This is a genomic window from Christiangramia portivictoriae DSM 23547, from assembly GCF_000423045.1.
GTDB classification, from domain to species: domain Bacteria; phylum Bacteroidota; class Bacteroidia; order Flavobacteriales; family Flavobacteriaceae; genus Christiangramia; species Christiangramia portivictoriae.
This window is the reverse complement of sequence record NZ_KE383971.1, coordinates 835,856-856,590: the sequence shown is the minus strand read 5'-3', so window position 1 is coordinate 856,590 and position 20,735 is coordinate 835,856. Positions and strand designations below refer to the sequence as shown.

At 41.3% G+C, this 20,735-nt stretch carries 17 protein-coding genes; 9 read left to right on the top strand and 8 right to left on the bottom strand.

Annotated elements, in window-relative coordinates:
• The first annotated feature begins 60 nt into the window (after positions 1-60).
• A complete protein-coding gene (locus G529_RS0112280) occupies positions 61-1,905 on the top strand; it encodes a PLP-dependent aminotransferase family protein (protein ID WP_026915816.1) in 1,845 nt (614 codons plus the stop codon).
• A 73-nt stretch (positions 1,906-1,978) separates the two neighbouring features.
• On the opposite strand, the gene G529_RS0112275 is transcribed toward G529_RS0112280, so the two are convergent.
• Positions 1,979-6,469, bottom strand: a complete 4,491-nt coding sequence (locus G529_RS0112275) for an AAA family ATPase (protein WP_026915815.1) — start codon at positions 6,467-6,469, stop codon at positions 1,979-1,981.
• Positions 6,470-6,707: 238 nt separating this feature from the next.
• Here G529_RS0112275 and G529_RS0112270 point away from each other — a divergent pair, with 238 nt between their 5' ends.
• From G529_RS0112270 to G529_RS0112235, 8 genes are all read left to right on the top strand, one after another.
• Positions 6,708-7,919 (top strand): sensor histidine kinase, encoded by a 1,212-nt coding sequence (locus tag G529_RS0112270; RefSeq protein WP_026915814.1) that lies wholly within the window; start codon positions 6,708-6,710, stop codon positions 7,917-7,919.
• 216 nt (positions 7,920-8,135) lie between these two features.
• Positions 8,136-10,262, top strand: a complete 2,127-nt coding sequence (locus G529_RS0112265) for a catalase (RefSeq protein WP_026915813.1) — start codon at positions 8,136-8,138, stop codon at positions 10,260-10,262.
• Between the two features lie 86 nt (positions 10,263-10,348).
• Positions 10,349-10,870 carry a DUF421 domain-containing protein gene (locus G529_RS0112260; RefSeq protein ID WP_026915812.1) on the top strand — a complete coding sequence of 174 codons (522 nt, stop codon included), beginning with the start codon at positions 10,349-10,351 and terminating at the stop codon, positions 10,868-10,870.
• Between the two features lie 136 nt (positions 10,871-11,006).
• The gene (locus G529_RS0112255) at positions 11,007-11,438 is read left to right on the top strand and encodes a DoxX family protein (protein ID WP_026915811.1); all 432 of its coding nucleotides are present in this window, start codon (positions 11,007-11,009) and stop codon (positions 11,436-11,438) included.
• A complete protein-coding gene (locus G529_RS0112250; RefSeq protein WP_026915810.1) occupies positions 11,438-11,911 on the top strand; it encodes a MarR family winged helix-turn-helix transcriptional regulator in 474 nt (157 codons plus the stop codon). Before G529_RS0112255 ends, G529_RS0112250 begins: the two co-directional genes overlap by 1 nt.
• 4 nt (positions 11,912-11,915) lie before the next feature.
• Positions 11,916-12,917 (top strand): NADP-dependent oxidoreductase, encoded by a 1,002-nt coding sequence (locus G529_RS0112245; protein ID WP_026915809.1) that lies wholly within the window; start codon positions 11,916-11,918, stop codon positions 12,915-12,917.
• A gap of 36 nt (positions 12,918-12,953) precedes the next feature.
• Positions 12,954-13,586, top strand: a complete 633-nt coding sequence (locus G529_RS0112240) for an SDR family oxidoreductase (protein WP_026915808.1) — start codon at positions 12,954-12,956, stop codon at positions 13,584-13,586.
• 64 nt (positions 13,587-13,650) lie between these two features.
• Positions 13,651-14,691, top strand: a complete 1,041-nt coding sequence (locus G529_RS0112235) for an L-dopachrome tautomerase-related protein (RefSeq protein WP_026915807.1) — start codon at positions 13,651-13,653, stop codon at positions 14,689-14,691.
• A gap of 43 nt (positions 14,692-14,734) precedes the next feature.
• Here the strand turns inward: G529_RS0112235 and G529_RS0112230 are convergent, their stop codons facing one another.
• The 7 genes from G529_RS0112230 to G529_RS0112200 are packed head-to-tail and all read right to left on the bottom strand — an operon-like array spanning position 14,735 to position 20,664.
• The gene (locus G529_RS0112230) at positions 14,735-14,992 is read right to left on the bottom strand and encodes a hypothetical protein (protein ID WP_026915806.1); all 258 of its coding nucleotides are present in this window, start codon (positions 14,990-14,992) and stop codon (positions 14,735-14,737) included.
• Between the two features lie 4 nt (positions 14,993-14,996).
• Entirely contained in the window at positions 14,997-15,575 is a 579-nt protein-coding gene (locus G529_RS0112225; RefSeq protein ID WP_026915805.1) for a hypothetical protein, read from the bottom strand.
• Positions 15,576-15,584: 9 nt separating this feature from the next.
• Entirely contained in the window at positions 15,585-16,220 is a 636-nt protein-coding gene (gntA, locus tag G529_RS0112220; protein ID WP_340139887.1) for a guanitoxin biosynthesis heme-dependent pre-guanitoxin N-hydroxylase GntA, read from the bottom strand.
• 18 nt (positions 16,221-16,238) lie between these two features.
• Positions 16,239-17,108, bottom strand: coding sequence for a glycosyltransferase family 2 protein (locus tag G529_RS15860; RefSeq protein ID WP_051201435.1), 870 nt, complete (start codon positions 17,106-17,108; stop codon positions 16,239-16,241).
• On the bottom strand, positions 17,098-18,153 hold the full coding sequence (locus G529_RS16255) for a glycosyltransferase (RefSeq protein ID WP_026915803.1): 1,056 nt from the start codon (positions 18,151-18,153) through the stop codon (positions 17,098-17,100). The genes G529_RS15860 and G529_RS16255 overlap by 11 nt, the downstream gene beginning before the upstream one ends.
• Positions 18,150-19,211, bottom strand: a complete 1,062-nt coding sequence (locus G529_RS0112205) for a glycosyltransferase (RefSeq protein WP_026915802.1) — start codon at positions 19,209-19,211, stop codon at positions 18,150-18,152. Before G529_RS0112205 ends, G529_RS16255 begins: the two co-directional genes overlap by 4 nt.
• The gene (locus G529_RS0112200) at positions 19,186-20,664 is read right to left on the bottom strand and encodes a glycosyltransferase (protein WP_157514634.1); all 1,479 of its coding nucleotides are present in this window, start codon (positions 20,662-20,664) and stop codon (positions 19,186-19,188) included. Before G529_RS0112200 ends, G529_RS0112205 begins: the two co-directional genes overlap by 26 nt.
• Positions 20,665-20,735 lie beyond the last annotated feature (71 nt).

Genomic DNA, 20,735 nt, shown 5'->3' with positions numbered 1-20,735 from the left:
CGTATTTTTTCTTAAAACAGGTCAATTAAACTATATTCCGACTTTCAAAAATTACAGAAAATGGATAAGTCTAAAGTGACCGAATATATAGAAAACATGCTCCCAAATATTCCGCAGGACTGGGTAAAATTAACCACACACCGGCTGGATATTTATAACGAAGAGCAGGCGAAAACAGAATTCCTTGATAAATTCGAGACGCTGGTTGCAAAGAATGACCATAGCGCCGAAAAATTAGCAGAACTACCTACTGCTTATGATTATATAAGACTGGGACATCCACTATCTTCCATTCTGGAATGGTATGTGGGCAAATTAAATGATCTAAGAGCTGATCATATTATTGCCTTTTCTTCCAGAACCACTCCCCTGCTGGCTGTACTACGGAAAAACCTATTCGAAAAAAGTAAAACTCGAATCATATTTTCTGAAAACCTTCCGGAAGCATTCGATTTTGATCTCTTCCGAAGCGTTTATAATTTTGAATTTGAATTGCTGAAGGTCGAGGAGGGTGATAGTATCCCTGATTTCGAAGGAAGTAGCATTTATATTACTTCCAGTGCTAATCTGAAGAATTTAAAAATAGAAAAGAACATTGACTTTTTACTGAGCCTTCAGCAGGATTTGGGAAGTGTAATAGTCGTAAATGGTGAGAAGAACGCTTCTTATATTTCTGAAATTCAGCATGTACGAAGAAGGGAAACCATATCGATGACGCCGGCAGATACCCATACGCTATTGCAACAGCTGGTGAAGCCTTCTTCCGAAGAGAATAAAAATTTTAAGGATGACAATCTTAAGAAAGTAGTTGATGAAGTTCAAAAGATCACCGCGACCGGTTCAAAGGTCCTGGTAGGCTCTTGCGGTCTTTCCATGCAGTACGCGATTATGATGGGGCTTATTGATGATGCAATGACCAGACATCCTGGAAAAGATATTCGAATCATCGTTCCGCCAAATTGCTATGGGGGCACGAACGATCAGGCTCGCCGTGTCGCCGCCTGCCTGGATAATGTTGAGATCATGGACCTTCCCGTAGATGGCGATAATGACATGGTGCAGAGTACCGACAAGGTACTGGATCAGGCCGCGCATGAAAATGCCGTACCACTTATCATTGCTGAAATTCCAACAAACCCCCGCGTGGAAGTTCCTGACCTTGAAAAATTACAGGAAGTACTGGCTAAAAGTCGTACCAATGCCAATGGAAATGCTGCGGTTGATCCGGTGTTCATTCTGGACCAGACTTTCTGCCCGAATGTACAGTTTTGTGGGGAGGATGGTATTTTATCTGGAATCAGAGTCATATCTTATGTAAGCGGATCCAAATTTCCGAGTGGTGGAAAATGTACTGCCGGTTATGCCGTTGCCAATCAAAAAGCGGCTGCATTAATGGAAAAGATCAACAGGCATCTAAAAATCTGCGATAACGAAGCAACTTCCCTGCAGGTAGAAATCCTGGCAGAACAATTACCGTCCATGAATCAAAGAATTGCAGACGCCTATAAAAATACCCGTGAATTCGTGAATTTTATTAAAGCTGAACTTCCCGAAGCAAAGATCAATTTTGTTTCAGAAGAGTTAGCCAAGGCAGGTTTTACACCTTCTGTTTTTTCTCTTGATCTTCCTACAAAAGGAGAGACCGCTGCAGATCGCGAGTCCTACAAAAGGGACCTGAACCAAAAACTTATCAATATGATGATCACCAGCATTCCTGAAGAAAGTAAATATTGTGTAAGTTACGGTCAGTTAAAAGGTTGTTACTGGACCATTCCGGCAACCTCAACCCAGGGAACTACCAAGGAAGATGACAAGGATTATATCGCGCGGGTCTCGGTTTCACCCAAACTTGACCTTGAAATGCATAAAAAAGTCTTTTCCCTATTTGTTGAAGATATCAAATAAAACCATCAACTCAATTATAAACAGACCCGGTATGTATCAGGATTACATACCGGGTTTTTATTTTCTAGTGACCTTACTTCAGCTCTACTCCAACTCCTATCTTCTCCAGAAGATATTGATTATGGTCTATGACTAAAATATCATTTTTGATACTAAGATCTTTCAGAATCCCGAATAACAGGTCGATATCTGCATAATGCAAGCCGGTACTGGGTTCATCAAGAATAAACAACATATCCTCGCTTCCCTGTAACAGCCAGTTCAGCAACAATAACCGCTGCTTTTCACCAGAAGACAAACTTTGTATGGGTTGATCCAGTCTTAAATGTCCCAGCCCTATTTTCTGAAGTCTTTCTAGAACCAGCCATAATTTTTCAAGTTTCTTATGGTCCTCGAGCCATGTTTTAAAGCCATGCAAATCTAAGGCAAGCACCTCGGCGATATTCATTTGATGCTTTGTATGATGCAGGATTTCCTGCGTGTAGCGCTGTCCCTTGCAGGTGACACAGGTTTCCACGGCATTGGCGGTAACATCAAGACTCGTTTCCTGATAACCTTTTCCATTACAATCAGAACACTGACTCGTTTTCGTTTTATAAGAAAAATCCTTTGGTTTCAGTTTTGAATCCTCTGCGAAGATTTTCCCAAGCTCCTTCAGCGTATCCAGGTAAGAAACGAGCAAAGTGGCGGCATGTGCTCTTAACTTTTTCGCCTCGAAATAATGGGCATTCGTATAATTCTCAGGGAATGAAATATCCTTACAAAAAAATGGTTTTCGATGTCGGATCGAGGGTATAATGATATCCTTCACCAGAGTGGTTTTGCCTATTCCACTCTTTCCGCTTAAGGCCGTGATCCCTCCTACCGGGATTTCCAGAACATCACGTTGTAAAGTATAACGAGATAAATGCCTAATCTTGATGTAATCCTTTTCTTCAGAAGTAAATTCAAAAGCCTCCTCCTGTTTTTTGAAGTATGCATGGGTGCTTTCCTGCTTTAAAAAATCTGCAGGAGTTCCCTGGAAAGTTATTTGTCCGCCATTTTTACCAGCCAATGGACCAATCTCAATAAGCTCAGTCGCCGCTTTGATGATCTTTTTATGATGTTCGATGACAATAACAGTATTTCCTTTGGCGACCAGTTCCTTTAGAATCGCAATAAGATCTGGAATGTTATGTTCTGAAAGACCTGCGGAAGGCTCGTCCAGTAGGTAGGTGATGCCCTTCAACGGACTGTTTAACTGTGTGATCAAAGCTACTCGCTGGTTTTCTCCACCAGATAAACTTTGAGATCTTCGGTTTAATTGAAGGTGATCTATATGCAACTGCCTGGCCCGGTGGATCGTATTTACTAAGAATGGGCCGATTTTTTCAATTAAATCCCGATCAATTTGCTCATAATTATCTGCTTTTTGCATCCAGTCATCGATTCCGCAGAAATCCAGATTTTTTATCTCCTGAATAGAGAGACCACCGATACTGAAATTCAATCGCTCTGGTTTCAATCCGCTTCCAAGGCAATTACTACAAATTTCTGTTGAGAAAAGCGCGGTTAGATTCTCGATAAATTTATTTTTCCTGGTCTTGTAATATTCCTGTTTCAGGTAATTATTCAGTCCCTCCCATTTCATCCTGATCTGCTGGATTCCTTCCCTGGTTTTGGTTTTGAACTTCCAGTGGGCTGCCCACACCTTCTCTCCGGTTCCTTCAAAGATGATCATCTTCTGTTCTTCGGAAAATTCTTCGAACGCAGTACTGAGGTCAAAGCCATATTCCTTACCTACTTCTTCCAGAATGGCCATATACTGGCTGTCTCTCTGCCCATAGTAAGACAGCGCTTTGTTATGCTCGAAAACTCCTTCTGAAACACTCAAGCTGGTATCGGGCGCCAGTTTCGTAATGTCTGGAAGCAGTTCCTCGCCCAGGCCCTCACAAATCTGGCATTTTCCCAGTTCATGATTATTGGAAAAATGACTGGCAGAAAGTTCTTCTCCCTCAAATTCTGCCTTACGGGAAAATGCAAATCGTAACAGCTTATCAATTCCTGTTTGCTTGGCAAGATCAGACCTGTTCGTGAAGTTAGGAACTTTTCGGGTCACACAAATACTAGGCGTTAATCCATCGATTTGTTCGACTTCCATTTGAAAATTCACTCCAACCCTGGACTGTTGATAGGCTGAAAATTGCCTTGTCATTTCCTGCATTCCATACGCATGCAGAGTGTCTATAAGCAATGAAGATTTTCCAGATCCCGAGATTCCTGTTACCGTGATCAATGCACTCTTCTGCAAAACAAGGTCAAGATTCTTTAAGTAGTGTGTACGAGCTCCAAGAATCCTTATCTCGTCTGTTCGCTGGAATTCTGGAGCCGGAATAGATGTTTCAAGAATATCTTCTGAATTATTGAAAAATGCGTCTGCATGTTGTTTAAAAAGCTCATGATTTTCAATACAAACGATACCTGCCGTTTGCTCTTTTAGCTTATGCAAAGCAGTGATTAATTGTCCCACATTACGCTGGTGCAGTCCAATACTGGGCTCTTCAAGTATTAAAATATTGTCTTTAGAAGGTTTGGCAAAATGCTTGGTCAGTTTGATGCGCTGGGCTTCACCTCCAGATAAAGTATTCGAAGGTTGTCCTAATTTCAAATAATCCAGTCCGAGGTCCTGCATCAGCCTTAAAATAGTGAGTATTTTGCTTTCTGCTTCGAAAAATTCGATGGCCTCCCGAATGCTGAGATCGTAAATATCTGCGATATTCTTCCCATTCCATCTAACCTCCAGCACTTGTTTCTTAAAGCGCTTACCCTTACAAACCGGACAAACCTGGTTTATCGTTCCCATCACGTTCATGGAAAGTGTGATCACCCCGGCTCCCTCACATTCCTCACATCTGCCAGCTTTATTATTAAATGAAAAGGATCCTTTCGCCAGCTTCCGGGTTTTTGCGTCCTGGGATTTTGCCAGCAGATCCCGAATCTTATCGGCCAGGCCGGTATAGGTAGCTGGATTCGAACGCGGAGTTTTGCCAATAGGCTGGTCACTCACAGTGATCAATTTCAAATCCTTTTCTTCGGAAATTTCCTGAAGCTGTTTTTCGATCGTCTCATTCATACGGGAGATGACCGTTAGTTCGCCTGCGTTTATATTTAATGCAGCGGTAGGCTTTTTTACTATTTCTATAGCATCCTTTTCTGAAGCTTTTATTTCCTCCAGCGTGGGAGTGGAAAGGGATTCAGAATTCAGAAATTCTTCCATTGGACCGTTAAAGAGAATTTCACCACCATGAATACCAGCGCCAGGCCCCAATTCTATGATCCAATCGGCAGAACGAATAAATGCAAGATCATGCTCCACGACCATGACCGTATTTCCCCTGGCGATCAATCTTTGCAATATATGACGTAGGTGTTTCTGAAAATTTTCTGCCAGTCCAATGGATGGTTCATCAAAAATATAAAGTATGCCCTGCAGGTTGCTGTTTACCTGCTTGATAAGTTTTACACGTTGGGCATCTCCAGAGGATATCTTGGAACTTGGGGTGCTTAGACAGTAATTACCCATTCCCAGCTGTACCAGATCTCCAAGTTGCACCTTGATCTTATGGACAAGATCCTGTTCGCCAGCCTTTAGATTCAGGTCTTGTAAAATTTTATTTAATTCAGCCAGCGGCAGATCCATCCATTCGGCAAAATTCCTGTCCTGCCATTTAAATTTGAGATGATCTGGTTTGATCCTGGCGCCATGACAGGCGGGACAAAGACTGGAACTGGCGAACCTCAGAATATTCTTGTTCCGGTCTCTTTTTAAAATATCCTGCATAATGGGTAACATTCCCTTATAATAGCCTTCTTCTCTTGGTTTTGCCTTAAAACCTTCCCAGCGTAACCTCGATTCCAGCGTGTGTTTTCCGTAGAAAACCTTTAGTCGATCGCTCCCATTCAGTACGACATCCTTCTGCTCATCGCTAAGTTCTTTCCAGGGTATATCAACGCTGAAACCATGAGCATGGCATACCTTATCCAGTTCTTCGACAGTGATCTGTGAATACACTATATAACCACCGGGCAAAGTTGTGGTAATCGCTCCCTCTCTTAAAGTCTTATTTTCATCACCTACCAGTTTTTCGATGTCGATGTATTCCGCTTCCCCAATTCCGCGGCAGGTCTGGCAGGCTCCTTTAGGATGATTGAATGAGAACAGCGATTTACTCATGGGTTTATTCGCAGAGTAACGGGCGAAAAGTATTCTAAAAATGGAGGTAATTTCAGAAAGAGTTCCAAAAGTGGTATTAATGGACTGAAACCGTTTAGACTGCTCTACTTTTATTACCGGAGGAAGATCTTTGATATCATCGACTTCCGCAGTGGGAATGAGATTTGCGTTCTGCTGATTATATGCAGGTAAACTTTCCAGGAAATACCGGTAACCTTCGTTTCCAATAACCCCCATGGCCAGGGATGACTTGCCAGAACCTGAAAGTCCCGTAAGAACTATCAATTTATTTTCAGGGATCTCAAGGCTAAGGTTCTTAAGGTTATTCTGGTAAGCATTGGTGATCTGCATAGAGCTGTCTATATTTTTGAAAAATTAAAGATATAGAGAATCTCAAAGCTCATCAACCAATCTGTATGCTTATAGCTTTCAGATTAAAATAAAAAGGGAATCTGTTCATCTAGAGATTATTAAATTGCTTAATTGGCAAACCAAAGAAATAGTCATATTTGCGCGAAGCATTTAGGAAATGTACTTTTGAAAACCTTAAAACCAGCAATTACCGCCATCAACGATATATTTACATTATATGAAAGAGCCTGAAATACCAGAAAACGAAGATCTGAGATTACGAAGTGTTAGACAACTAGGACTTCTTGACTCCCTTCCGCAGGAATCATATGATAACATTACGACACTGGCCAGTGAAATCTGTGGTACTTCGGTAGCACTGCTTACCATTCTGGATAAGGAGATACAGTGGTTCAAATCCAAAAAAGGTCTTGGTGCAGATCAAACCGGCCGCGATGTATCCTTTTGCGGACATGCCATCCTGGAACCCAACAAGGTTTTTGAGGTGGACAACGCCTTGGAAGATAGCCGCTTTGCAGACAATCCGCTTGTGCTGAATGAAGAAACGCATTTTAGATCCTATGCCGGGGTTCCTATTCTAGACAACAAAGGTTTGCCGCTGGGAACACTTTGTGTTATCAATAAAACCCCGAAAAAACTTAATATACATCAAAAGAGATCCCTGATCGCCCTGGGTAAGCAGGTAGAGATTTTATATGATTACCACCTGCAGAATAGCAGGCTTAAGAAAGTTCAGAGCCGACAGCTCGAGAATAATAAAATTCTGCGGGAATTTGCAGGGAATGTAAGCCATGATCTTAAAATGCCCCTGGCCAACATGATTATCACCTCAGATATTGTTAAGGCGAAATATGCCAGTGTTCTGGATGAAAAAGGGAAAGAATATCTGGATTATATTAAAAATTCAGGACTTAAGCTGAGTGAGTATATCACCGGGTTGCTGGAATACTATTCTGAAGTTGGCACAAAAGCTTCAGAAGTCAAAGAATTTTTTCTGAATGATCTATTGGAAGATACCATTGACCTGCTGCATATAGATGCTAATTGCGACATTAGGCTTCCGGAGGAAAACTTAAAAATTCGTGGGAACAGAGCCGGATTAGGCCAAATCATGATGAATCTTATAAGCAATAGCCTTAAATACAACACCGCTGAAGAGATTGTGATCGAGATAGATTGCAGCGAAGAAAATAACTTCTACTATTTTTCTGTGACAGATAATGGCATTGGCATTCCTGAAGAAAAACTAGACCAGATCTTTGACCTTTTTACGGTTATAGAAGTAGATGGAACTCCGGGAGAGCGCGGCCATGGGATTGGCCTTAGCACTGTCCAGAAACTTGTAGATACCATGAACGGTGAAATTTCAGTAAAAAGTGTTCTTAATCAGGGAACCACCTTTAATTTCTCTCTGTCAAAACCCAATTAAGTATTTCAGTTTAGACCTGCACTGGTTTTAGAAAGAGCATTTTTATCATGATGTCACGTTGAACGCCATACTCTGTTAAGCATTTCCAAAAATTACCTTCACGTTGTTATAACTATGTGAAAAACTCCATAAACGCATGTAGCGATGTCAATATCGCACACTCGTCTCTTTTTTTGTTGTTAATTTTAATTCAACCATATTAATAAATTAATAAAGATGAGCGAGAAAGAGAAGGATAAAAAGTCCCAGGACCTCAGTAAAAACACTAAAAATGCTGAGGGTAAAACTATGACCACCAACCAGGGAGTCAAAGTGAACGATACCAATAATTCCCTGAAGGCCGGAGAAAGAGGTGCCACCTTACTGGAGGATTTTATATTAAGAGAGAAGATTACCCATTTTGACCACGAAAGAATTCCGGAAAGGATCGTACATGCAAGAGGTAGCGGTGCTCATGGGTATTTTGAGCTTTATGAGAGCATGGAAACATATACCAAAGCTCCAATTTTTACTGATACCAACAGAAAAACCCCTGTTTTCGTAAGATTCTCTACCGTTGCAGGTTCTAAAGGTTCGGCAGACCTGGCAAGAGATGTTCGTGGATTCGCGGTGAAATTTTATACTGAAGAAGGAATTTTTGATCTGGTAGGGAATAATATGCCGGTATTTTTTATCCAGGACTCCATGAAGTTTCCTGATCTCATACATGCCGTAAAACCTGAGCCGGACCGTGAGATTCCACAGGCTGCATCTGCCCACGATACATTCTACGACTTCGTCTCCCATACTACGGAAACCCTGCACAACCATATCTGGGTAATGAGTGATCGTGCCATTCCAAGAAGTTTACGAATGATGGAAGGGTTCGGTATTCACACCTTCAGATTGGTTAACGCTGAAGGAAAATCACATTTCGTCAAATTTCACTGGAAGCCACTTTTAGGTACACATTCTGTAACCTGGGACGAAGCGGTTAAAATTCATGGAGCAGATACCGACTTCCATAGAAGAGATCTATGGGATGCGATCGATGCGGGACACTTTCCTGAATGGGAACTTGGACTCCAGATCATTCCTGAAGAAGATGAACATAAGTTCGAATTTGACATCCTTGATCCAACAAAACTGATCCCTGAAGAAATGGTGCCGGTACAACGTATTGGTAAGATGACCCTAAATCGTAACCCAGATAACTTCTTTGCGGAAACTGAACAGGTTGCTTTTCACCCAGGTCATATCGTTCCCGGAATAGACTTTTCTAACGATCCACTTCTACAAGGCAGGTTATTCTCTTATACAGATACACAGTTATCAAGACTGGGCAGTCCTAACTTTCATGAGCTACCAATCAACCGCCCGGTGAACGAAACGCATAACAATCAGCGTGACGCGCACATGAGAATGACCATCAATAAAGGAAAAACCGCTTATTTCCCTAATTCTATTGGAGGAGGTTGCCCGCACCTGGCAAAAATGGCTGAAGGTGGGTTTACATCTTACGAGGAACGTATCGATGCCAGAAAGGTAAGAGCCAGAAGCGAAAGCTTTAATGATCATTACTCACAACCGGCAATGTTCTATAGAAGTTTAACCGACTGGGAGAAGGATCATGTTGCAGATGCTTATACTTTCGAAATTGGTAAATGTACTTATGATCATATCAAGGAGCGTATGCTATACATCATCAACCAGATCGATGAGGATCTTGCGACAAGAGTTGCTGAAGGATTGGGTATGGAAATCCCGGGTAAAGTTGATGGTCCGGTAAACCAGGCAATTGGAGCAGATGCTGATGTTGAAAAGCACCAGCCACCAAAGAAAAAGAATTACCTCGATAAATCTGAAGCACTGAGTTTAACGCATTTGAAATCTGATAGTATCGCCACCCGCCAGATCGGTTTCCTTGTAGGCGATGGATTTAACGGTGAAGCCGCTGGAAAGATGAAGAAAGCCCTGGAAGATAAGGGTGCCATGGTTCAGTTACTTGCTCCGCACGGAGGTACGGTAAAGTGTGATCAGGGCAAAAGTCATAAGGTAGACGCAGCTTTATTAACTACAGAAAGTGTTCTGTTTGACGCTATCTATGTTCCAGGAGGCGCGAAAAGTCTGGAAGCTTTAAACAAAGCTCCTAAAACTGCTAAGTTCATTAATGAAACATTGAAGCATTGCAAGGCTATTGCGCTGGATAAGGAGGTAATGGATAAAATTGAAAACACCTACCTGAAAAAGTTTAAGGACGATGCCGCTGTATTGGTTGGTAAAACTCCTGAAAAATTTATTGAACAAATTGCTGCTCACAGAAACTGGAGCAGGCAGAAAGAAGCAATGTCCATACCTGTATAAGGCATCCAAGATCAAGCCGCTGATTCTTATCAGCGGCTTTTTTATTTAATCATGTTACGAACTCAAGATTATTAAAATTCTTTTCTATGGAAAAATGGTTTGATTTAACTCTGAATTCTGCTTTAGCAATTGTCATTTCCTGTCTGGGAATTTATATTTCAATCATCATATATACCAGGATCTTCGGAAAAAGAAGCTTTTCAAAAATGTCCAGTTTTGACTTTGCAATGACCGTTGCGGTAGGTTCGATGCTGGCCACCACGGTACTTTCAGATTCTGTAACGCTTCCTGAAGGCATGATAGGTCTCTTCTTTATTTACCTATTTCAGTTGGTCGCAGCCTATTTGCGCAGATGGGATTTTTTCAGAGAAGCTATAGATAATTCTCCGCTGCTATTAATGGATGGAAATAATATCCTTCATGATAATCTTAAAAAAGCCAGGGTTACGGTCACCGATCTACGCTCGAAATTAAGAGAATCAAACATCATAGAACTGGAAGATGTAAAAGCAGTGGTTTTTGAAACAACCGGGAATATTGTGGTAATCCATTCACAAGATAACAGGTCTGTGAACAACTGGCTGCTGGACGATGTAAAAAGAAGCTGATCGGAGTTCATTAACATTTGCTAACAGGCATCTATATTTTCGCGAGAAGTTAAACTTTTCGTAAGTCTACCTCGACAACGTTTCGTTCAGCTTAAATTTGCATCGCGCACGATATAATCGTGCTAAATTAAATGCAATGAAGAATTATATAGAAACTACCACACTGCAGAATATCTTCCGAATATTACTATCGGTCTTTATGATCTATGCAGGATTCAGTCACTTAACATTTAACCGGGTGGACTTCCAGGCGCAGGTTCCAGATTGGATCCCCATGAGTAAAGATCTCGTGGTCATACTCTCCGGGATCGTTGAAATGATACTGGGACTTGCCTTACTATTCTGGAAAAGTCAGCGTGTAAAAATAGGATGGTTCCTGGCTATTTTCTTTGTTTTGATCTTCCCTGGAAATATTGCGCAGTATGTAAATGGTACAGATGCTTTTGGTGTTCTGGATTCAGATAGAGCAAGATTGATAAGATTGTTTTTTCAGCCAGTCCTTATTATATGGGTATTATGGTCTACCGGCGCATGGACCGCCTGGAGAAATTCTAAAAAAGAAGCGTAATGGAAAAATACGAAGATCTCAAACTGGAAAATCAAATCTGTTTTCCACTGTATTCAGTATCGCGATTAATTACCAGAGCCTATAAGCCATACCTGGATACGATGGGTCTCACCTATCCTCAATATCTCGTCTTGCTTGTACTATGGGAGAAGGATGCTCAAACTGTAAACGAGATTGGTAAGAAATTGTTACTAAATACCAATACGTTGTCCCCTCTCATTCAGCGTATGCAGAAGAATGACCTGGTGGTACGTACCCGTTCTTCAGAAGATGAGAGAACGGTTATGGTTAGTTTGACCAGCAAAGGCCTTTCATTTAAAGAGGAAGCCAAAAGCATCCCAGAAGATTTACTGGGAAAGCTTCTTCATGAGGATGTGGAGGTTACAGATGTTCTATTGCTGAAGAAAACACTCGACTCCTGGATAGAGATTTTGAATAATGAAAAGGAAATGAACATAAATTCAAAAAAATAAAATTATGAAAGCATTACAAATAAAGAAATACGGAGAAATTAAGGAAGGTCTTGAATTTGCTGAAACCAGCAAACCTGAAATTTCTGACAATGATGTTCTTGTAGCGGTAAAAGCTGCCGCCTTAAACCCAATCGATTATAAGCTTGTTCAGGGTCATCTAAAAGACATGTTGAAGCTGGATCTTCCCACCGGAATTGGCTATGACATGAGTGGTGAAATTGTCGAAATTGGGAAAAAGGTGAAAAATTTTAAAGTTGGTGATGAGGTCTACGGTCGTGTACCCCAGGATTATATGGGAACAGTAGCTGAGTTTGTAGCCGTAGATGCTAATGTGATCGCACATAAGCCTGAAAACGTGACTTTCGAGAAAGCTTCCTCTCTACCGCTTGCCGGACTTACCGCCATGCAGGCGCTGCAAAAAGCAGACATCAAGAAAGACGATCGCATTCTTATCCATGCAGGTTCTGGTGGTGTGGGAAGTTTCGCCATCCAGTACGCCAAATCCATTGGTGCCATTGTTAATACTACCACAAGTGACACCAATGTGGAATGGGTAAAAGCATTAGGTGCAGATAGAGTGATAGACTACAAGAACGAAGATTATAAGGAAGTTGCGAACAACCTTGATATCGTCTTCGACACACTGGGTGATCAATATACATTTGATGCTTTCGAAATCATTAAAGATGGTGGAAAAGTTACGAGTATCGTTGGACCACCAGATGAAAAAACGGCTAAGCAAATGGGTATGACCAACTATGAGATGCCAGAAAAGCTCAGCAAACTTATTCAGGAAAAATCTGCTCAGTACACTTTAACCTGGATGCAGCCAAACGCCGCTCAACTTCAGGAAATCAAAACGATGGTAGAAGACCGAACCATTAGACCAGTTATTGACCTGGTTTATTCCTTCAATAAAGCTGTGGATGCCTTCGAATATCTGGCTACAGGCAGAGCCCAGGGAAAAGTAATCGTAAGCCTGGCTGAAACTTTCGAAAATAATTAAACAGAACACTGAGAACCAAAAATTAAAATTATTGTTATGAGTAAAGAAAAAAATGTATTAGTTGCCGGAGCAACCGGAACTACAGGAAAAATTATTGTGGATCTTTTGAAAAACTCTTCAGAATATGAGCCTATCGCCATGGTTCGCAAAGAGGAACAGCAAAAGGAATTTAAATCACAGAACGTAAAAACGATCCTGGGTGACCTGGAGAAGGATCTGGGTCATACCACTCAGAATGCCCATAAAGTGATATTTGCAGCTGGATCTGGTGGGAAGAACGTGATTGGAGTAGATCAGGAAGGAGCTAAAAAACTCACAGATGCAGCTAAGAGTTCCGGAGCATCGAAATTTGTAATGTTGAGTTCCATGGGCGCAGATGATCCTTCTATTAGTGAAGATCTGCATGAGTATTTAAAGGCAAAACAAAACGCTGATGAATATTTAAGAAGCAGCGGTATCGACTATACCATTGTACGCCCAGGTTCACTAACCAACAATGATGCATCAGGAAAAATCAAACTGAAAGAAAAACTTTCAGAAATGGGCGAAATTTCCAGGGCAGACGTTGCCCGCACTCTGGTTGCCGTACTGGAAGATGATGTAAGAAAGAACCAAACCTTTGAAATTCTTTCTGGTGATACCGAAATTCTAAATGCAGTAAAAGCCTAAATAACCTTTTAACAGAAAAAGAACTGATCGTCGATCAGTTCTTTTTTAATTTAAGTTCTACATCATGAAGAAATTAATACTCTTAGCATTCATCATTCTTTTTCAGAATGTTAGTAGCCAGGCACCTCTGGTAGCACAGTCTGCCATAGAAAAAGTAACAGCCTTTAAGGGACAGCAGGTTACCGGGATCAGTCTTAGTGAATCTGGCAGAATTTTCGCGAATTTCCCAAGATGGCGCGAGAATGTAAAACACGCGGTGGTGGAAATTGGAAAAGACAGCAATGCTTTAGCGTACCCGGACAAAAAATGGAATTCCTGGAAGCCTGGTATGAAAGATATGGATTCTGTTTTTGTTGCGGTGCAATCTGTGATTGCTTCTGAAGATGAGCTATTTGTTCTGGATACCAGAAACCCTCAATTTCAAGGAGTCATCAATAATCCCCGGATATTTGTTTTTGATATGAATTCTAACCAGCTGAAACATATATACGAGTTAGGAAAAGAGAGTTTTTACAGGGATTCGTACATCAATGACCTGAGAATCGATCGCCTTAATGATCATATTTACCTTACCGACTCTAATCATGCCGGCCTGGTCATCATCGACATGACGACTGGAAAGAGTAAACGAGCCCTGACCGATCATGCTTCCACCATGTCTGAAACCAATGAATTAACCATCAATGGCGAGAAGTACACCAACACCATTCACTCAGATGGTATCGCCCTGGATGAGACCGAGGGAATGTTATATTATCACACCCTTACCGGTTACACGCTGTATGCTGTACCAACAAAAATCCTTCGGGAAGGCAGTAAGATAGAGATCGAAAATTCTGTAAAGGTGATTCGTAAAACTACCGCACCAGATGGGATGATCCTAAAAGATAGCATGCTCTATATGGCAGATCTTGAGAATAACGCTATTATGAGATATGATCTAAAGAAGGGAACCAGTGAAGTGCTGGCACAGGGTGATAAAATTCGCTGGGCTGATACTTTTAGTATTCATGATGGCTACTTGTATTATACAAATTCCAGGATCAATGAGGTTTCCGGAGATATTTCAAATATGGAATTCAGTATTTATAGAATCAGACTTTAGTATAAAGCAAAAAAAAAGCAGATCCTGTTGATCTGCTTTTTTTTTATGCTTTTTCCGCATGTAAACATTTAAACCGAAGATTCCCCGCCTCGGTATATTTGAGACGGATTTTGTAATTCAAAGGCCGATCTTCTTTATGAAAATCTCCAGATTCAGGATCAAAACCTCCATCTGTGGTAACTGAAATACTTTTTACATGCTCAGTATCAATACTATTTAAAAATTCGAATTCTTTCCTGCTTAGATTTTTCTTGGACAGGATTGAGTTTATTGTGTTTAGGTGTTTGGCAGTTGCGTTCATAACATCAGTTTTCGTTCGACATCTTTTCTTTTTCGTTTTTCATCTCTTGCTTTTGCTCTTCTTCCTCATCCCTGGTTAATAATCGATGATCGTTCTTTAGCCCTACAATGTGGATGATGGCAGTAATGGTTGTATAAAGCATCAGCACCACCGTGATCATCATACCACTCAGGATCGATGTGAAGATCAAACTTACCCAGTAAATGGAGGAATACCAGTTTAAAGGAACATTATCGGCCTCAGTGATCTGAATGTTGAATAACTGAAACATCACGATAGCGCTCACGATTAGAACAGTATCCAGCTTTGCAATGTCAAGAACCTGGTAGTAATGCTCACTTTTCAGTTTTGATTCTGTTCCCGTGCTAATCCCCAGCAAGGTAAGTAACAGGGTGAGTATCGTAGCTGAAGCTAATGTAATTGTATTGCAAAGCATGTTCAAACCACTATGGGAAGATTCTATAAGTTCTTTAGCTTCATAACCAGAGAGTTGACCTAGTAGAAATATGCCTAACCCTGTAAAAATGGTAGCTACAATTCCGCCATAAATCGCTTTCCTGTTTTCGCTAAAAAAATTTCTCATAATTCCAGTTTAATTGTGAAATGGACAAACCCAGTCTTTCCCGGTCGCCTTTCCGCTATATTGTTTTGCTTCACTTGAAGAACCAAAGTCCTCCAGCATCGGGTTCATACTCCCCTGTAAGTTTCTATCCCTGTCTCGTATTTTATCCCGAACTTTTTCATAAACTCCCATTTCCCGCAATTTCTCAAACTGAGCGTGCAAATTGAAGGCTATGGCTGGAAACGGACTGCGCCGGGCCTGTCTTGAACTATTTGGATGCATACCTACAATATAGAAAGATCTTCCGGCAATGCTGAAGCTAAAGTTATCATCCTCAGGGTCTTTACTAACCGAAGGATCCCAATCTTCCTTATCCATCTGCTCTATTTCAGACAGTTGCTTCCATAACAATTTTTCAAATTCATCTTCCGTAGCTATCGTAGATTCAGGAAAGACAGCGATAAAAGATCTAAAATCGTTTGTATCGAAATCATATTCGGCTATGTATTTCTCAAGATCATTAAGCAACTTTTTGGTTTGCAGAGGATCTCCCAGTTTGCCGTATTGCTTCGTCTTTACATGTTCCTGGCTAAAAACTGTTTGCGCCATGATACATGGATGATCCTCTTCCAGGATCCAGTGTTCAAATTTCTCTTTCGTTCTCATCATCATCAATTTTTAGTTCTACATATAAGCAGCTTCAGGCTGATAGCACTGCGCTATCAAATCCTGTTGTGGTTGCTTTAAAATTTCGATGCTATTTCCATCTTCCTGCCATTCAATAAGACCAAGCTCCCGGAATTGCTCCAGCCAGTTTTCCATGACCCATCGTTCCCATTTCTCATAGAAAATGCGGGCATTGATCACAATCGCTTCCACCTGGTGTACCGGCGGCGAGTGTACCGCATGCTGCTGGTGGTAGACCCGGGCAGGCGATAGCATTAAAGGAAATGTATCCTTGAGTTTGATCATCTTCATCGCCATATCGGTATCTTCAGCGCCATAACCGGTAAACTGAGCATCGAAACCTTCCAGGATATGGAATAACCGCTTCGGCATATAGAATGCCAGGCTCCAAAATAGCATGTAATCGTCTGCTTCTGTTAATTCTGAAACTACGGGTCTTGCAGGATGAGCAGCGCTCAACTCTTCCAGTGTCTGTAATTTAAATTTCTTCGGAAGCGTACGTTCCAGGTAATATGGATTACCCATGATCAAAGTTGTATGCTTCTGGCCCTGGCCAATCATTTCACTAAAAAATTCGGGATGAGGAATGCAATCCACATCCAGGAATATAAGATGATCAAATCTGGCTTCAAGCGCTCCCCGGTTTCTGGCCTCTGCAATTGGCAGATTTGCACCCTGTGAACTTATCTGGACAATATTAATAGGTAACTCGCCAAAAGCTGAAAGATCTGGTATATCGTCTATGGCAACAATGATGATCTCATCTGGCTGCAGACTACTATTTACCACACCATTCAGGAGATTGTGCAAATGCGCCTCCCTGCCTTTCACAATGGTGATCACTGAAAATTTAGCCTTATTCTGCATGTTGTTCAAGTTGTTGATTGAAAAATAATTCTGGAATCACCGGTAGTCGATGATAATTACCAATTAGATTTGATTTCAGTTTTTTAAGAGCTCGCAATTCATCATCAACGACCCATTGATTCTGCTCCATTATTTCTGAATCATCCAGATTAAATAGAGAGTGAAGATCTACTGCTAATCTATGTTCGTACAAGCGGGCTGCGGTGGTCTCCTGTTCTTCGTAAGGTCGTTCCTCAGGTATTGCTACAAAGGCTTTTCTAGCCTGAAGGATTTCGGTTACGGAGTTGAGTCCGCAATTGGCAACGACCAGATCTGCCTGTTCCAGCAATTGCCGGAAATCCTGAATGTAACCGCAATTCTTAAGTCTGGTGTGCTTGAAACTTGCTTCTGGCATCCCGATCATCTTGATCTCTGCGGAAGGAAAACGCTTCGGAAGCACCGGCAGCGCCTTTAAAAGTCGATCATTGCCTCCTCCTCCACTTATAACCAGGATATTTTTCACAACTTCTGAAGCTTTCGATTGAACTTCAATTTTTCGATCTGTCATAAAGCCAAGGTAAATGGTCTTTTTTCGAAGCCATTCCGGCGTTCTCTTACTTTCAAATTGTTCAGGATAATACGCAAGAACAAAGACCGCCCCCTGGAAAGCCTGCACATGAGCAGGGTCATCTCTGTGACCGGGAAGTTTGACGTAGGCATAAGGAATGGAAGATGCGCGCATTAAGGCAGCTATCTCCACGCTTACATCCACGATCATAAGCTTGAGACTTCGCTCCAGCACTTCTTTGAGTATCTGTACGCTTCTATACTGGATCGATTGCTGTCCCACTGGACTGTAATGCAGATAATCGGGTACCGCTACCTGATTTTCTGGATTTGCAGTACCATCCGGATTTTCATCTGCGAGTTGCACAAAACCACCTTTCAAAGTCGCGGGCCGTTCAAGGCTGCTAAATGTGCACATCTTATCCTGAAAGATTTCTGCAAAAAGACGCGCAAAATTGAGATGACCGTTTCCATGCTGGTGTGCATAATATCCTATCATACCGCAATTTTTTTAAGTTTATCTGCAATCATTTCCTTGTAAATAGCTTCATAGGCATCTACCATTTGTGTTTTATCACAAAATTTTATCGCTCGCTCGCGGCAATCCTTCCTGTTAAGTTTTGTACAGTATTTTATAGCACTCACGAACGATTTTTCATCTTGCAGCTCTACGAGAAAACCTGTTTCTTCCGTCAGAATTTCCGGTGCTGCACCAACATTGAAAGAAATCACCGGAGTTCCACAGGCGAGGGATTCAGCAATTACAAGACCGTATGGTTCATCCCACACACTGGTAAATAAGGTAGCTTCAGAAGAACCAATAAGTCTGTTTAAAGCTTTATGTTTTAAATGTCCCAGGTATTCCACTCCGTCCTGTTGCAATCTGGGTGCTACATATTCCTGGAAATACTCTGTATTGCTCAATGGGCCGGCGAGGACTATTTTTTTATTCGCCTTTAACGCGTAATCTATTGCCAGATGTGGGGCTTTCTCCTTACAAATTCTGCCTATCCAGCAGACTTTATCTTTTTCTGCAAATCCTGAAAAGTTCCATGCAGCAGTATCGATTCCATTATATACAACCTCTTGCTGCGGAAGCAAATGTTGATAGGTTTTACCTAACTTTCCACTTACCACGCTAAATCTTTCCTGATGATCCCTTCCGAAGATATTCGTAAGACCTGCGTGAATACTGTCAAAAACAGGTGTATGAAAGGAAGTTAGAAATTTATGCCTGCTAGTAGCACCCCAAATGATCGGCAATTCATGCATACTATGGTTGTGTACCACATCATAATCTATGGATTCGATGACTTCCAGGACGTTCCTGTACATGAGTTCATCCATTTTAAACTCGGTTAGCTCATTGTTGGCTACCTGAACTATGTCCAGAGAAGTCACATCAAACTGAGGGTCTGAGCCAGATAATGCATATAAATGCACTTCATGACCTCGCTCCATGAGCGATTGAACCAGCTGGTGAGTGATCATCTCCAATCCTCCGGCATATGGTTCGGCAATTGGAAACTTATTATGCGCGAGAATGGCTATTTTCATCTGGTATTATTTTAAGTTGGTTAATGGTTTTAGGTGCAAATTCAGAATAGAGATAAATTCCTGATAAAAGAAAGAGCAGACTAACCTGAAGACTGTACATAGCGATCCCGGTCTTTCCAACCGCAAATAACAGGAGAGTCAAAGTGATCAACAGGATCGGAATTCTTAATGGAATATGTTTAAGACTGGAAACCGAAGCAAATTTGCTGGTGGTCACAAAACTTGCAGGCATTCCAAGTAGTGCCATGATTGGTGAGAATGCCATTTCAAAGCTAAGTGCAATATGAACCAGAAAAGCCTTTAGGTTATAATGAAAAGTATTTTTGGAATTCGACAAAAACAATAACAATTTTCCAAATATATAGATGCTGAACTGACTCAGTATCAACATGGGTATCAGGTCTGAGATCTGCCTATTCGTTAACAGCTCGGCCAGTATATACAGGATGCTGAAGACAATTGGAAAAGACAGTACATTGACCCAGGCAGACAATTGCATAAGAACCGAAAGCCTGCATTGATCCTTCACACGTACGCGGCAAAACTTTAAAAAACACTGCGTGTTTCCATAAACCCAACGATGTCTTTGTTTGCGAAGATCTGCCAAACTTCCAGGCATCACTCCCTGACCTAAAATTTCGTTCGAAAAATAGGTGGTAAACTTTTCAGTGAGAAATTTAATTCCCAGATGTGCGTCCTCTGTCAGCGAATCTGTAGGCCAGCCTGAAACAGAAAGTAGCGATGCCACTCTTACCATACTAAGGGTTCCGGTAGGCAAAGTGGAATGACTACGGTTTCCTGCCACCGCATATCCACTAAAAAAATGTTCAAGCTCATTGAATATTCCATGGCGCTCATGCTTCAGTGAATAATGTTGTGGAAATTGCACGACTGCTGCATCTGTACCATCTATCGCCTGGACTGCTTTATTAAGACTGTCTGGCCTTAGGATATAATCTGCATCCACCGTAAAAATATAAGAGGTATCAGGATGCATCAGTTTTAAACACTGGTTGAGTGCCCCAGCCTTGTAACCCTCAAGTTTATCGAAATGCTTAAAGGTTACTATCTCAGGATATCTGTTGCAAAATTGCTGAACAGGCTTCCATAACTTTTTATCTGAAGTATTGTTATCCAGTACAATGATTTCGTAATTCTTATATTGAAGCTGAAGTGCCGCACGAATGGTTTTGATCACCAGTTCTGAAGGTTCGTTACAGATGGCGATATGAATAGATACTTTGGGAGAATTTTGAAGTTGAGAGGTTTTTGATCCCAGATTATTCTGCCGCCTGCAAAATCCTATTCGTACGATAGATTCAACGATCATCAACAGGCTCAGCAATCCAAGAAAAATGATCGCTGATATTTCAAAACCCGCCACAACATAAGATACCAGCATCCCTGAAATAAGAATAAGGCCGAGCACAAAAAAGTTTATAGATAATTTCAAAATCCCTACTGTTTTTTACGAATTTGAGGGAAGTAGCTTTTGAAAGTGTGCGGTTTTACATTTGACCTTGA

Coding starts and splice junctions, on each gene's coding strand:
- G529_RS0112280 (WP_026915816.1), top strand. CDS start 61: ATGGATAAGTCTAAAGTGACCGAATATATAGAAAACATGCTCCCAAAT.
- G529_RS0112275 (WP_026915815.1), bottom strand. CDS start 6,469: ATGCAGATCACCAATGCTTACCAGAATAACCTTAAGAACCTTAGCCTT.
- G529_RS0112270 (WP_026915814.1), top strand. CDS start 6,708: ATGAAAGAGCCTGAAATACCAGAAAACGAAGATCTGAGATTACGAAGT.
- G529_RS0112265 (WP_026915813.1), top strand. CDS start 8,136: ATGAGCGAGAAAGAGAAGGATAAAAAGTCCCAGGACCTCAGTAAAAAC.
- G529_RS0112260 (WP_026915812.1), top strand. CDS start 10,349: ATGGAAAAATGGTTTGATTTAACTCTGAATTCTGCTTTAGCAATTGTC.
- G529_RS0112255 (WP_026915811.1), top strand. CDS start 11,007: ATGAAGAATTATATAGAAACTACCACACTGCAGAATATCTTCCGAATA.
- G529_RS0112250 (WP_026915810.1), top strand. CDS start 11,438: ATGGAAAAATACGAAGATCTCAAACTGGAAAATCAAATCTGTTTTCCA.
- G529_RS0112245 (WP_026915809.1), top strand. CDS start 11,916: ATGAAAGCATTACAAATAAAGAAATACGGAGAAATTAAGGAAGGTCTT.
- G529_RS0112240 (WP_026915808.1), top strand. CDS start 12,954: ATGAGTAAAGAAAAAAATGTATTAGTTGCCGGAGCAACCGGAACTACA.
- G529_RS0112235 (WP_026915807.1), top strand. CDS start 13,651: ATGAAGAAATTAATACTCTTAGCATTCATCATTCTTTTTCAGAATGTT.
- G529_RS0112230 (WP_026915806.1), bottom strand. CDS start 14,992: ATGAACGCAACTGCCAAACACCTAAACACAATAAACTCAATCCTGTCC.
- G529_RS0112225 (WP_026915805.1), bottom strand. CDS start 15,575: ATGAGAAATTTTTTTAGCGAAAACAGGAAAGCGATTTATGGCGGAATT.
- gntA (WP_340139887.1), bottom strand. CDS start 16,220: ATGAGAACGAAAGAGAAATTTGAACACTGGATCCTGGAAGAGGATCAT.
- G529_RS15860 (WP_051201435.1), bottom strand. CDS start 17,108: ATGCAGAATAAGGCTAAATTTTCAGTGATCACCATTGTGAAAGGCAGG.
- G529_RS16255 (WP_026915803.1), bottom strand. CDS start 18,153: ATGATAGGATATTATGCACACCAGCATGGAAACGGTCATCTCAATTTT.
- G529_RS0112205 (WP_026915802.1), bottom strand. CDS start 19,211: ATGAAAATAGCCATTCTCGCGCATAATAAGTTTCCAATTGCCGAACCA.